Genomic DNA, 13329 nt, shown 5'->3' on the forward strand with positions numbered 1-13329 from the left:
ACCCTCTTGGGTAGAGGGAGCAGCTTTCGAGCAGATGGGTAAATCCAGTAGCTGTCGTGAGCCCGGGAAACGCTGTCGATCTGACTTCGCTGGTCAGCCCGGCGGCCATTTGAAATCGTCGGCCCGGCCCGGCTGCGGCATGGGCGCCGAGCCGCGCTGAAGCACCCGCTCCACGTTGCCCGATGCGTCGCCGTCGCGCGGTCGTCCGCTGATCAGCGTACCGCCGGGGGTCACTTCGGCGCGGCCGAGGGGAATGATCGGGCCAGCCGCGGGCTTCACCGGCAAGGCCGGGATGCCGGGGGGCTCCGGCAGGCTCGGCAGCATCGCCGTGATCTGACGATCGATCGCGGCGGTATCGTCGAGCTTCGGAGCCTCACCATCGAGCAGGGGGCCGGGGACCGTCGCCACGGGCGCGACGGCCGGTGCCTCCGTGGGATTGGCGCCCATGAGACGCTTGATTTCGACGTCCGCGAAATGCGCGACCTTGCGGGCGCCCGCCTTGGTGAAATGCACGCCGTCCGACGTCCGCAGCTTGGCTTCCTGCCCTTCCAGGTCGGGGCCGGTCATGGTGAAACGGTTGCGGTCGTCGACGAAGCCCGGCCAGATATCGACATAGGTCCCACCCGCCTTCGCGACCCGGTCGCGGATCAAGTCGTTGATCGTCGCGATGTCTTTGGTCAGCGGCTCGCTGCGCATGGGCGGTGCGCCGACCCAGATGAAGGGAATCTTCTGGGCGGCGAAGACCTTGGCAAGGGCGTCGACGCGGTCCCGGTAGATCTCGCGCCAGCGTTCCGTCCCGGGGTCCACGGTCTCGGTTCCCTCACGGATGGGCTGGCGATCATTCGCGCCGAGCATCACCACGGCGTAGGAGACCTTCGGGCTCGTCTTGAGGAAATCCTCCGCCGCCTTCGGCCAGTCGACCACGTCCTTCCGGACGAGACCGCTATCGCCTTTCGAGCGGTCGAGGATCGCCACATCGGCATTGTCCTCGAACACATCGTCGAGGCCGCGGCCGAGATAGCTCGCCAGGGAATCGCCGAAGACGGCGATACGGATCGACGGTTCCGCCTTGGGCTGGACCGGCTTCGGCTGGGCGATCACCGGCGCCGGGCGAGGCCGCTTCGTGTAGGAGCGCTGGGTTTCCCCGATGGTCGGCGGACGCGGACGGGTGGGGCGGGCCGACGGCACCGGGGCCGGGGTCGGCTGGACCTGCTGCGGCCGATCCTCCCAGGGCCAGTAGAACTGGCGCGGCGCTTCCTGGGGGGGAGGGGCGTAGCGGCGGTTCGCCTGCCTGCCGCCGTAATCCCCCTCCTCGCGGGGCCGGCGGCGCGGCGCGTAGTAAGAATCGCCGCGAGAGGTATCGTAGGAATCCCCCCATTGCGCCACGGCGGTCGGACCCGACGTGAAGAGCAGGGGCGTCGCGAACAGGGCGAGGAAACCGGCGCGCAGAAGGGCGTCCCTCACTCGTCCCGCAATGGCCACCCCGTGCGATAGGGTCTTGACGGTCCTTGATGCCACGCTGCGACCTGCCTGCTGATCGTCGGACGACGAGATCTCTCCATCCTAGCCGACGATCCGGCCCGCGTCTAAGTGTGCCTTACGGGGCGGAACATCATGGACGCGCCGTCAAGTATTCCAGAAGGTTCGGCGTGGCATAGCCGTCGGCCACGAGACCTTCCCTGATCTGATACTGGCGGACCGCCTCCCGCAGCTTCGGTCCGGCCCGGCCGTCGGCGTCGCCCGCATAGAGGTCGCGGGCGGCGAGGCCCTTCTGCAGCGCCTGAAGGCCCGCCTTGTCGAGGCGGGGCGCACCGGTCGGCCAGGGCGCCGCCAAGGCGGGTCCGCCGGCAAGGCGATCGGCGAGGTGACCGACCGCGAGCGCGTAGGAATCCGAGGTGTTGTAAGCCCGGACCACCTCGAAATTGTCGGTGATCAGGAAGATCGGCCCACCCGATCCCCCGGGCAGGAACAGGCTCGCTGCGCCCGATGCCGGCAGGGTACCGCCATCGATCCTGCGGACGCCGCGCTTCGTGAAGTCGGACAGGTCGGCCCGGTATCGGGTCAGGTCGAACCCGCCGGGCAGCGTCACGGCGTAGCCCCATGACAGATCCCGATTCCAGCCGAGCGATTGAAGATAGGAGGCGATGGAGGCCAGGGCATCGGCTTCGGAGCGCCAGATGTCGCGGTGGCCATCCCCGTCGAAATCGACGGCGTGTTTGAGGAAGGTCGACGGAAGGAACTGGGTCTGGCCCATGGCGCCAGCCCAGGATCCCTTCATCGCCTCGGGGGCGATGTCGCCGCGCTGAAGGATGGTCAGGGCATCGAGGAGTTCGTTGCGAAACAGCGTACCGCGAAAGCGCGCCTGCGCCAGGGTCGCCAGAGCGCGGATGGTCGGGACGGTTCCGCCGCTCGCCCCGAAATCCGACTCGACGCCCCAGAAGGCGAGGATGATCCAGCGAGGCACGCCCGTGCGCGCCTCGATCGCCGTCAGGGTGCTGGAGAGACGCGCCGCCTGGGATCGCCCTTTGGCGATCCGCCCGATCGACACCGCGCCGACCAGATACTCCCAGACCGGGCGTCCGAACTCACCCTGCGCCGTCGTTCGGGCGAGGATGCCCGGATCGGGTGAGGATATCCCGCGGAACGCAGCGTCGAAGGTCGCGACGCCGATCCCACGCGCCTCCGCATCGGGCCGCAGGGCATCGATGAAGCTGCGGAACGACGCGTCGGCCGCCATGTCCGGCTTCGCGGCCGTGGAGGGGCGGACGGCATCCTGTGCCCCGGCCTCGGTCGCCAGCAGAATGCAGGTTGCGATGGCGGCGCGAATGAGCACTCTCATAAACGGTTGCGCCGGGCCAAGGCCTCTTCCCAGGCTAGGGCCTGGGCCACGATCCCGTCGAGGTCGTCATGGCGCGGGCGCCATCCCAATTCGTCGCGGATCCGGTCCGCCTGCGCCACGATCTGCGCCGGGTCGCCGGGCCGGCGCGGCGCCAGCCTCACCTCGAAGTCGCGGCCCGAGATACGCTTGACCACCTCGATCACTTCGAGGACCGAATAGCCGCGACCGTAGCCGCAATTGAGCGTCTTGCTGGCGCCGCCCGAGCGCAAATGCGCGATCGCCACGCAATGGGCATCGGCGAGGTCGGAAACCTGGATGTAGTCGCGCAGGCACGAGCCGTCGGGGGTGGGATAATCCGTGCCGAACACGTCGAGATGGGTGCGCCGGCCGAGTGCCGCCTGCGTGGCCACCTTGATGAGGTGGGTGGCGTCGCTTGCGGATTGGCCGCTGCGCCCGCGCGGATCGGCCCCGGCGACGTTGAAGTAGCGCAGGATGACGTAGCTGAAGCCGTGGGCCTTGGCCGCGTCGGCGATCATCCACTCGCTCATCAGTTTCGAGCGGCCGTAGGGGTTGATCGGCGCGGCGACGAGATCCTCGGGGACCGGGACGATGTCGGGCTCGCCGTAGATGGCGGCGGTGGAGGAGAAGATGACGTGCTTCACCCCTCCGGCGACGGCGGCCTCGATGAGCGCCCTGGTCTTGACCGTGTTCGCGAGATAGTAGCCGAGCGGGTCCGAGACGGATTCCGGCACCACGATCTTGGCGGCGAAATGCGCCAGTACGTCGACCTCGTGCTCGGCGATCACCCGCTTCACCAGGGCCTGATCCGCCACGTCGCCCACGACCAGGGTAACCTCGGGGGGAAGCACCCAGTCGAAACCGGTGGACAGATCATCGATGACGACGACGTCTTCGTGGCCGGCATCCAGCAGTGCCAGCACCATGTGGCTGCCAATATATCCTGCGCCGCCCGTCACCAGAATCGTCATGGCCCCACTTCCATCCCCGCGAACTTGGCGGAAGATATACCTCAAACGCACCGCGTGATCATATGGCGAGTTGTGCTGAGTTGGGCGTGGAAATGGTTTTGTTCTTGCTCGCGCCATCGCGACAACGTGCTATCGTCCTTCGCCTCCGGGTTGTTCCCACCGCATTTTAAGAGACCGGGTCCCGCTTGATGAAACCGATTCGTAAAGCCGTCCTGCCTGTCGCAGGGTTGGGTACCCGCTTCCTGCCCGCCACCAAGGCCGTCCCAAAGGAAATGCTCACCGTGGTCGACCGGCCCGTCGTCCAGCATGTGGTGGACGAGGCGCGCGAGGCCGGGATCGAGCATTTCATCTTCGTGACCGGCCGCGGCAAGGCCGTGATCGAGGATCACTTCGACATCGCCTTCGAACTCGACCGGATGCTGCAGGAGCGCGGCAAGGACGCGATTTACGAGGAGCTGAAGCGTGATCTCCCGGCCGCCGGGCAGACGAGCTTCACCCGCCAGCAGGCTCCTCTCGGTCTCGGCCATGCGGTGTGGTGCGCCCGCGAGATCGTCGGCGACGAGCCCTTCGCGGTGCTGCTCCCGGATATGCTGAGCAAGGGCTGCATGCAGCAGATGCTCTCGGCCTACGAGCGCCATGGCGGCAACGTCATCGCCGTGGAAGAGGTGAAACCGGAAGAGACGCACCAGTACGGCATCGTCGGCGTCGGCGAGACCTATGGGCAGACCTTCGAGATCAACGGCATGATCGAGAAGCCCAAACAGGGCACCGCGCCGTCGAACTTCATCATCTCCGGGCGCTACATCCTCCAGCCGGAGATCTTCTCGATCCTCGAGCATGGCGAGAAGGGTGCCGGCGGCGAAATCCAGCTCACCGACGCAATGATCCGCCTGGCCGAGAAGCAATCCTTCTTCGGCATGCGCTACGAGGGCCGGACCTACGATACCGGCTCGAAGCTCGGCTTCCTCACCGCGAACATCGCCTACGCGCTCGAGCGCAAGGATCTGGCCGAGCCGCTGAAGGCCGAAATCGCCCGTCTGCTCAACGAACTGTGAGCCAAAACGGCGGAGACCTCAAAGCTGCGCCGTATGGTGCATCAGACGCGGGCGGGGCATGCGCAGCGCGCGGCCTTTCGGCGGCGAAACACTCTTGCGTTTTGTGCGGCGCACTTTACTTTGTGCATTGCGAGATCGCGATGGCGTCGCGGTCCCGTAGCCCTTCTTGGGCGTTTCCTCCCTAGACTTCGGGCCGCTCTTCGGAGCGGCCTTTTTTCTTGGGCGATCCGTTTTTCGGTAGGGACGGCTTCGGCGCAGCGATTGAGACGCGCTCGGACCCTGGATGTGCCTAGTCTGTAAGCGCTAGCCTATTCCGCCGCCATCCTGCGCGGCGCGAGGCTGTCCATCTCCTCCGCGACCGCCTTCACCACCTCGCGCAGCATCCAGACCAGATCGGCGAAGCCCTGCGTGACCGCGAGGGTGGTCTCGTTCATGTAGAGACCGCGATTGATTTCGATCTGGAGCGCGTGACGGCCGATATTCGGCTCGCCGTAATGTTCGGTGATGAAGCCGCCCGCATAAGGCTTGTTGCGCAGGGTGCGGAAGCCGCGCGCGCGCAAGTGATGTTCGAACGCCGCGATCAGGGCCGGCGTGCAGCTCGTTCCGAACCTGTCGCCCAGGACGAAATCGGCCTTGCTATCCTCCTCGCGCAGCAGGCTCGATGACGGCATCGAGTGGCAATCGATCAGGATGGCGTGGCCGAAGACGCGTGCCGTGCGCTGGACGAGACCGCGCAGGGTGCGATGGTACGGCTTGTAGAGATCCTCGATCCGCGCGACCGCCTCCTCGACGGGAAACCGGCCGCGGTAGATCTCCTGACCGTCTGCCACCACCCTCGGCACCGTGCCGAGGCCTCCGGCCACCCGCATGGACCGGGTGTTGGCGAAGGGCGGAAGGCGCCCGTCGAACATGCGCGGGTCGAGCTCGTAGGGCTCGCGGTTCACGTCGAGATAGGCCCGCGGGAAGTTTGCGCGCATGAGCGGCGCGCCGAGATCCACCACCGGTGCGAACAGCCGGTCGACATAGGCGTCTTCTGAACGACGAAGCGCCAGCGGGTCGAGGCGCGACGCCGCCAGGAAGGTCTTCGGGTAGACCGCCCCGGAATGAGGCGTGTTGAACACGAACGGAAGCGTATGCTCCCCCGGCTCGTCGATGGCGAAGGGTGGCGCGAAATCTCCTGGATTCGCTGCATCCCGGCGAGGGTTCGGCTCGGTCATCGCGGCGAGGGCGCCCAGGGGCTGACGGGGAAACGCATGGCCACACTTTGCGGCGCGCGACGGGGCGTGTCCACTGTGACACGACCCGTCGTGAAGCGAAGGGTGTGCCCCCGTGCACGCGGCCCGGCCACAGATCTCAACACCTTGTTTACCAAGTCTGCGCTTTATGAAAAGAACTCAGCGACTCATGGGTGCGGGACACCGACAGATGAAGATCCTCCTGGCCGAAGACGACAACGACATGCGCCGCTTTCTGGCCAAGGCGTTGCAGAATGCCGGCTATGACGTGCTGTCGTTCGACAACGGCCTGTCGGCCTATAACCGCCTGCGCGAGGAGCCCTTCGAACTGCTCCTCACCGATATCGTGATGCCGGAGATGGATGGGATCGAGCTGGCGCGCCGCGCCACCGAACTCGATCCCGACATCAAGGTGATGTTCATCACGGGTTTCGCGGCGGTGGCCCTCAATCCCGATTCGAAGGCGCCCAAGGACGCGAAGGTGCTGTCCAAGCCTTTCCACCTGCGTGATCTCGTCAACGAGGTCGAGAAGCTGCTGGCCGCCTGAAACGAGTTCCGCTTCTCGGCAGGATAACGCCTTCACGGTAGGAAGGTGACCGCCGTTCCCCTATATGCTGAGGGGAGCGAAGCGGGACGTCAGCAAACCATGCCTCCGGTGACCATCTACACGACAGCCTGGTGCCCTTACTGCACCGCCGCCAAGACCTTGCTGCGGGAGAAGGGCGTTTCCTTTACCGAGATCGACGTCGAAAAGACGCCGGGCTCACGCCTCGCCATGACCCAGCGTGCCGGCGGCCGGACCAGCGTACCGCAGATCTTCATCGGCGAGACGCATGTGGGCGGCTGCGACGACCTCTACGCCCTCGACCGGTCGGGCAAGCTCGATCCGCTCCTGGCGACGCCGGCGGTGCCATCATGAGCGACGCTACGCCGACACCCCAGGCGAATGCCGAGCCCCGCTTCGTCGCGGCCTGCGTCCAGATGCGGTCCGGGCGTGATCCCCTCGCCAACCGCGATGCCGCCGTCGCCCTCGTTCGGGAGGCGGCGTCCCAGGGGGCACACTACGTACAGACACCGGAGATGACGTCCCTGGTGGAGCGTGACAAAGCCAGCCTGTTCGCCAATGTGCGCGGGCAGGACGAGGATGTGACCCTGGCGGCCCTGCGCGATGTCGCGCGGGAGCGCGGCATCGTCGTCCATATCGGCTCCCTGGCCGTCCGGAACGGCGACAAGATCGCCAACCGCGCCTTCCTCATCGATGCGGACGGCGCGGTCACCGCGTCTTACGACAAGCTCCACCTCTATGACGTGGACCTTCCCAACGGCGAGCGCTGGCGGGAATCCAACACCTATACCGGCGGTGCCTGCGCGGTCGTCGCCGAGACGCCCTGGGCCCCCCTCGGGATCGCGATCTGCTACGATCTGCGTTTCCCGGCCCTGTACCGGGCTCTCGCGGAAGCCGGGGCGACGATCCTCAGCGCGCCGGCCTGTTTCACCAAGCAGACCGGCGAAGCACATTGGCATGTCCTCCACCGCGCCCGCGCCATCGAGACCGGATCGTTCATGATCTCGGCCGCCCAAGGCGGTCGCCATGAGGATGGACGCGAGACCTACGGTCACTCGATCATCGTCGATCCCTGGGGCAAGGTGCTGGCGGATGCCGGCGGGGCGGAGCCCGGCGTGATCCTGGCCGAGATCGACCTCGCCCGCGTCACCGAGGCGCGGGGGCGTATTCCCGCCCTCAAACACGCGCGCCCCTTCACGGTGGAACGGGTCGGGCGGACGGGATGAGCATGAGACTGGTCCGGTCCCGCCGATGATCCGCTACACGCTCGTCTGCGAGAACGGACACGATTTCGAAGGATGGTTTCGTTCCAGCGATTCCTATGACGCTCAGGCCGCGGACGGCCTCGTGGCCTGTCTGGCCTGTGGCTCCATCAAGGTCGCAAAGGCCATGATGGCGCCGGCGCTCGCGAAGACCGTCGCATGGGTGCCGGACAAGAGCCGCTCGATCGCCGAAGCGTCTGCGGGTGAGCCCGTTGCCGTACCTTCGGCGGACGTGCCGGTGATGGCCGAGCCGGAGCGACAGTTGCGTGCCCTGATGCGTGCCGTGCGCGAGCATGTGACCCGGACGGCCGACAATGTCGGCCCCCGCTTCCCGGAGGAAGCCCGCCGCATGCACTACGGCGAGGCCGAGTCCCGGCCGATCTACGGCGAAGCGAGCCCCTCCGAGGCACGCGCCCTCGTGGAGGAGGGGATCGAGGTCGCGCCGCTCCCCGCCCTGCCGGGCGACCTCAACTGAGAGATCGCCGTATTCCCCTCACCGCTTGAGGGCGGCCGTACCGGCGATGGAGGCCAGGACGAAGGCGATGGCCGCATTCCAGCCGGCCAGCGAGATGCCGAGGAAGCGCCAGGCGGCGGTGGAGCAATCGACGACCCGCGTCGCCTTCAGGGTATCGAGGAAGTCGCCGACGTCGCTGGGATTGGCGCCGCTGCCGCCGCCGCAATCCGAGGGACCGGCCCAGAACGCCCATTCGGCGCCTGCGTGATAGACGCTGAGGCCGGCTCCATAGAGCAGCCCGAGGGCGGCGACCCCGAGGATCAGCCGCGTCACGCGCTCGGGCGTGAACAGGGCCAGCAGGGCCAGCGGCATCGCCGCGTAATAGGGCAGGCGCTCCGTCAGGCAGAGCTTGCACGGCACGTAGCCGAGGACCCACTGGAAATAGAAAGCGCCCGCGATCGCCAGTGTGGAGCCGATCAGGACCGCCAGCGCGGCCCGGCGAAGACGGAGAAGGGTGGAGTAATCGATCACAGCAGCACCTTGAACAGGACGAAGCCGAGGATGATGACGGCCACCGTGATGGCCGCGACGACATTCAGATGCCGGTCGAGGACGGCGCGAATGGATACGCCGTAGCGCTTCAGAAGCCCAGCGAGCAGAAAGAAGCGCGCTCCGCGGGTGATGAGCGAGAGCAGGACGAACCAGAAGAGATCGTAATGGGCGAAGCCCGAAGTGATCGTCACCAGCTTGAACGGGATCGGCGTCAGCCCCTTCAGCAGGATCACCCAATGCCCGTACTGGGCGTAGGAGGCCTGGAAGCTCGCCGCCTTCTCGTTCAGGCCATAGAGTGAGAACAACCAGACCCCGAGGGAATCGTAGAGCAGGGCGCCGATCGCGTAGCCGAGCAGCCCGCCGGCCACCGACGACAGGGTGGTGATCGTCGCGTAGAGCCAGACCTTGTCGGGCCGGCTCACTGCCATCGGCACCAGCATCACGTCGGGCGGGACCGGAAAGAACGAACTCTCCGAGAACGCCACCGCACCGAGCGCGTAGGGGGCGGACGGCTTGCCCGCGAGCGCGAGTATCCACTCGTAAAGGCGGCGGATCATGAAGGGCTTCTATCCGATAGGGGAGGGCGCGAGGCCCTTTGAGCACAACCCGGCCGGACTTGCGAGCCGGACTTGCGAGCCGGAACCGTCCCGGCACGGTCTCGCCGCAAAACCCCTCTGGTCGTCCGCGTGATCCTGTGCCATGAGGCGGATGTTGCGGGCGTGGTGGAACTGGTAGACGCGCCGGACTCAAAATCCGGTTCTGGTGACAGAGTGTCGGTTCGATTCCGACCGCCCGCACCAATCGTCCCGGCAACTCAGGCTGTGAGCCAGCCCTGGGCGGTCCCTATCTCGATTGCAGGAAGCGGCGGATCCAGGCGCCGACGCGGGGAGCATCGCTCTCACCGCGCAGCGAGGCGACAGCTGCCGCCTGAAACGCCTCGTCGTGAGGCACCGTCGGCCGGTGCCCGGCGATCAGAGCCGTGGCGTAATCGCTCTCGAATTCCGGATGGACCTGGAACGAGATCGCCCCTCGTTCGGGGTAGGACAGGATGCCGTAGGGCGTGAAGGCATTGCCGCCGAGAACACGCGCGCCCGAAGGGGGAACGACGACCTGATCCTGGTGGATCGCCGGAACCGACACACGGGTCGCCTCGTCCATCCATGCCGCTCGTTCGAACACATCATAGGCGTGGAGGCCGATGCCCCAGCCCCTGGCCGATTTCTCCACCGTGCCGCCGAACGCTGCCGCCATGATCTGATGGCCGAAGCAGAGGCCGACGAGCTTGGCGCGCCCATCGACCTCACGCAAGAAATTCTTGAGTGGCGCGATCCACGCCAGGTCGTCATAGACGCCCGCCGCCGACCCCGTCACGATGAACGCGTCGAAAGCCTCGGGAGAGGTCGGAAACCGCCCCTCCGCCACCGGAAAGGTCGTCACCTCGGCAGGGTTGCCGAGGAGTCTCTCCACCATGCGCCCGTAGGACGGGTAGGTCTCGGCCAGGCGAGCGGGCGGTGCCCCCGCTTCGATGATTCCAATCTTCATCGCCGCCTTATGGCCAAGACTGCGGATCGATGCGAGCCCCAGCCCCTCAGATGGCCGGATCGAGCGTCGCGGCGGGAGTAGCCGCTGCGGGCTTCGCCAGGACATGCGAGGCGGAGACCGCGATCACCATGACGGCGAGGAAGATCGCGAAGATCATCGGATTGAAGATGACCAGGGCGATGAAGCAGATGCCGGCCATGGCCAGGGCGAAGGCGGGTGCGACCGGAAAGAACGGCGCCCGGTAGGGACGGGCGAGGTCGGGCTCGCTGCGGCGCAGCTTGAACAGGGCCGCCATGCTCATGCCGTACATCACCAGCGCGCCGAACACCGCCATGGTGACGATGCTCGCGGTGAGGGACTGGCCCGCGATCTCGATGAGGTTGTCGCTGTAGATGGCCGCGATGCCCACGAGGCCGCCGGCGACGGTGGCCACGTGCGGGGTCTGGAAGCGCGGATGCACCCTGGCGAGGAAGCCGGGCAGGTAGCCGGCGCGGCCGAGGGCGAAGATCTGGCGCGAATAGCCCATGATGATGCCGTGGAACGACGCTACGAGGCCGAACAGGCCCAGCCACACCAGCATGTGCAGCCAGCCGCTCGACTCGCCCACCACCGTCTTCATCGCCTGGGGCAGCGGGTCGTTGAGGTTGCTCAGCGTCCGCCAGTCACCCGAACCGCCGGCGAAGATCATCACGCCGAAGGCGAGGACGGTGAGCGTCAGTACGCCGGTGATGTAGGCGATGGGGATCGTGCGCTTGGGGTCCTTGGCCTCTTCCGCCGCCATGGCGACGCCCTCGATGGCGAGGAAGAACCAGATGGCGAAGGGAATGGCCGCGAACATGCCGCCGACCGCAGCGAGGCTGAATGTGGATTCGCCGGCCCAGCCATGGGCGGCGAAATTGGTGAAGCTGAAGGCAGGGGCGACGACGCCCATGAAGACCAGCAACTCGCCCACCGCCAGGATGGTCACGAACAGCTCGAACGTGGCGGCGATCTGCACGCCGACGATGTTGAGGGTCATGAAGATCAGGTAGGCACCGAGCGCCGCATGTTTCGGGTCGAGGCCCGGAAACTGGACGTTGAGATAGGCGCCGATGGCGAGCGCGATGGCGGGCGGCGCGAAGACGAACTCGATCAGCGTCGCATAGCCGGCGATGCAGCCGCCGATGGGGCCGAAGGCGCGTCGGCTGTAGGCGAAGGGGCCGCCGGCCTGCGGGATGGCCGTGGTGAGTTCGGTGAAACTGAAGATGAAGGCGACGTACATCGCGGCGATGAAGGTCGTCGTCACCAGGAAGCCGAGGGTCCCGGCGCTGGCCCAGCCGTAGCTCCAGCCGAAATATTCGCCCGAGATCACGAGGCCGACGGCGATACCCCAGAGATGGAACGCGTTCAGGCCCTTATGCAGGCCGGTGGATTCGCTTTGCATGGTGGCTTCCCGTCATCGGCGAAGGCTGCCGTCGGGAACCAGTTAAGCAAGAGTTTTGCCGTAAGAGAAATAGGCCCTGCGTAGCCTCTATTCGGCCTCACGCCGCCGTGGCGCGGGTGCGCAGGCGGGGCGTCTCCTTGGGGCGGATGTCCATGGCGTTGCCGCGCCAGACGATGGCGCTCTGCATCCAGGCGCTCACCCACATGACGGGGAGGATCGCGTCGCGCAGGAGGAAGGCGAGAAGGAGCCGGGGAGAGCGGTGCCACCCGGCGCGGGCGGCGAGCGCGTATTCGGCGCCGTACCAGAGCATGGCCATGGCCACGACGCCGATGAGGACAGATGCGTCCGGGACCGCAAGCGCCGCGATCGCGAAGGGAAGCACCGCGCCGGAGCCGATCTCCGGCGCGAAGAAATGCGGGAAGGTGACCCGGCGCAGGCGCGCCCACCGCACCTGCCGCGACCAGACCTCGCGGAACGTCCGAGATCCAAGGGGCTGGTCGAAGGGAGAGGCTACGAGATGCACCCGCTTGCCGGCCGCGCGGACGAGCTTGGTCGCCGCCGCATCCTCGGCGATCTCGGCGGCGAGCGCGCGGATGCCGCCCTGCCCGTCGAGGAACGGCTTGTGCCAGAGCATGCTCTTGCCCTGCGCGAAGCCGAGGCCGAGGCTTTCGCCGGTATATTGCCAGCGCGCCTGGAGCGTATTCAGGAAGGCGCATTCCAGTTCGGCGAAGAACCCGTGCGGCCGTGCGCCGATGGGGGTGGAGCAGACGAGGCCCGTATCCGGCCGCCACGAGGCCTGCAGCCGCTGCAGGTAATCGGGGGGCATGAGGACGTTGGAATCGGCGAGCACCACCCAGTCGTGCCGGGCCGCCTCCCACCCGCGCACGCAATTATTGAGCTTCGGATTGTCGCTGATCCGCTCGTCGCCGACGATGAGCCGAGCCGGCACCGCCGGATGGGACGCCATCAGGCGGTGCAGCAGCGGGACGATGGGATCGCGGCCGTCGGCGACGCAGAAGATCAGCTCGTAATCCGGATGGGCGAGATGGAAGCCGCGCTCCAGCATCTCCTCGCTGAACGCCTCGAGACCGCAGACCGGGCGCACGAGGGAGATCGGCGCGGCGGCAGGAAAGCTCGTTGTGCCGCGAGTCCGGCCGATGCGCCATGCTGCGATGGCGATGCTGAGACAATTGACCAAGGTCAGCGCGGCACAGAGCGAGAGCGCGACGATCGCGCCGGTCTCGATGCTGCCGAACATGCCGCGCTCCCTCCGGGCATCCGCCGCCTGACGGAACCAGCCCCCGCCCGAGGCCGTAACAGGTAGGCTGTTTCAGGCGTATGACAGAGGCGCGGCTCCCATCGGCCGCCCGTCGGAGGGAAGGCTGGGCGTGAGCGAGACGAGACCCGTGGCCG

14 protein-coding genes and 1 tRNA gene are annotated in these 13329 nt (G+C 66.9%); 6 read left to right on the plus strand and 9 right to left on the minus strand.

What is annotated here, in order from left to right:
• Positions 1 to 93: 93 nt before the first annotated feature.
• From K368_RS0109580 to galE, 3 genes are all read right to left on the minus strand, one after another.
• Positions 94 to 1449, minus strand: a complete 1356-nt coding sequence (locus K368_RS0109580) for an SGNH family hydrolase (protein ID WP_245259674.1) — start codon at positions 1447 to 1449, stop codon at positions 94 to 96.
• Positions 1450 to 1612: 163 nt separating this feature from the next.
• On the minus strand, positions 1613 to 2839 hold the full coding sequence (locus tag K368_RS0109585) for a lytic murein transglycosylase (protein ID WP_027172205.1): 1227 nt from the start codon (positions 2837 to 2839) through the stop codon (positions 1613 to 1615).
• Positions 2836 to 3828, minus strand: a complete 993-nt coding sequence (galE, locus tag K368_RS0109590) for a UDP-glucose 4-epimerase GalE (RefSeq protein WP_027172206.1) — start codon at positions 3826 to 3828, stop codon at positions 2836 to 2838. The genes K368_RS0109585 and galE overlap by 4 nt, the downstream gene beginning before the upstream one ends.
• A 188-nt stretch (positions 3829 to 4016) precedes the next feature.
• On the opposite strand from galE, the gene galU reads away from it, so the two are divergent.
• On the plus strand, positions 4017 to 4883 hold the full coding sequence (galU, locus tag K368_RS0109595) for a UTP--glucose-1-phosphate uridylyltransferase GalU (protein WP_027172207.1): 867 nt from the start codon (positions 4017 to 4019) through the stop codon (positions 4881 to 4883).
• A gap of 308 nt (positions 4884 to 5191) precedes the next feature.
• On the opposite strand, the gene K368_RS0109600 is transcribed toward galU, so the two are convergent.
• Entirely contained in the window at positions 5192 to 6100 is a 909-nt protein-coding gene (locus K368_RS0109600) for an N-formylglutamate amidohydrolase (protein ID WP_027172208.1), read from the minus strand.
• 208 nt (positions 6101 to 6308) lie between these two features.
• Here K368_RS0109600 and K368_RS0109605 point away from each other — a divergent pair, with 208 nt between their 5' ends.
• The 4 genes from K368_RS0109605 (at position 6309) to K368_RS0109620 (ending at position 8420) form a co-directional block, all read left to right on the plus strand.
• Complete coding sequence (locus tag K368_RS0109605) at positions 6309 to 6665, plus strand: response regulator (RefSeq protein ID WP_003603128.1); 357 nt, start codon at positions 6309 to 6311, stop codon at positions 6663 to 6665.
• 99 nt (positions 6666 to 6764) lie between these two features.
• Complete coding sequence (gene grxC / locus K368_RS0109610; RefSeq protein ID WP_027172209.1) at positions 6765 to 7037, plus strand: glutaredoxin 3; 273 nt, start codon at positions 6765 to 6767, stop codon at positions 7035 to 7037.
• Positions 7034 to 7909, plus strand: a complete 876-nt coding sequence (locus K368_RS0109615) for a carbon-nitrogen hydrolase family protein (RefSeq protein ID WP_027172210.1) — start codon at positions 7034 to 7036, stop codon at positions 7907 to 7909. The genes grxC and K368_RS0109615 overlap by 4 nt, the downstream gene beginning before the upstream one ends.
• A 25-nt stretch (positions 7910 to 7934) precedes the next feature.
• Positions 7935 to 8420 (plus strand): DUF1178 family protein, encoded by a 486-nt coding sequence (locus K368_RS0109620; protein WP_027172211.1) that lies wholly within the window; start codon positions 7935 to 7937, stop codon positions 8418 to 8420.
• 18 nt (positions 8421 to 8438) lie between these two features.
• Here the strand turns inward: K368_RS0109620 and K368_RS0109625 are convergent, their stop codons facing one another.
• Positions 8439 to 8930, minus strand: a complete 492-nt coding sequence (locus K368_RS0109625; RefSeq protein ID WP_036266148.1) for a disulfide bond formation protein B — start codon at positions 8928 to 8930, stop codon at positions 8439 to 8441.
• Positions 8927 to 9508, minus strand: coding sequence for a YqaA family protein (locus K368_RS0109630; RefSeq protein ID WP_027172213.1), 582 nt, complete (start codon positions 9506 to 9508; stop codon positions 8927 to 8929). Before K368_RS0109630 ends, K368_RS0109625 begins: the two co-directional genes overlap by 4 nt.
• 156 nt (positions 9509 to 9664) lie before the next feature.
• Between K368_RS0109630 and K368_RS0109635 the strand changes: the two genes are divergently transcribed.
• Positions 9665 to 9751, plus strand: a tRNA-Leu gene (locus tag K368_RS0109635).
• Between the two features lie 43 nt (positions 9752 to 9794).
• On the opposite strand, the gene K368_RS0109640 is transcribed toward K368_RS0109635, so the two are convergent.
• The 3 genes from K368_RS0109640 to K368_RS0109650 form a co-directional block, all read right to left on the minus strand.
• Positions 9795 to 10493: a glutamine amidotransferase gene (locus tag K368_RS0109640; protein ID WP_027172214.1), complete on the minus strand. Its 699-nt coding sequence runs from the start codon at positions 10491 to 10493 to the stop codon at positions 9795 to 9797.
• A gap of 46 nt (positions 10494 to 10539) precedes the next feature.
• On the minus strand, positions 10540 to 11916 hold the full coding sequence (eat, locus tag K368_RS0109645; RefSeq protein WP_027172215.1) for an ethanolamine permease: 1377 nt from the start codon (positions 11914 to 11916) through the stop codon (positions 10540 to 10542).
• A 97-nt stretch (positions 11917 to 12013) separates the two neighbouring features.
• Entirely contained in the window at positions 12014 to 13174 is a 1161-nt protein-coding gene (locus tag K368_RS0109650) for a ceramide glucosyltransferase (protein ID WP_027172216.1), read from the minus strand.
• Positions 13175 to 13329: the final 155 nt, after the last annotated feature.

Origin of the sequence: Methylobacterium sp. 10, assembly GCF_000519085.1 — a bacterium.
Classification (GTDB): domain Bacteria; phylum Pseudomonadota; class Alphaproteobacteria; order Rhizobiales; family Beijerinckiaceae; genus Methylobacterium.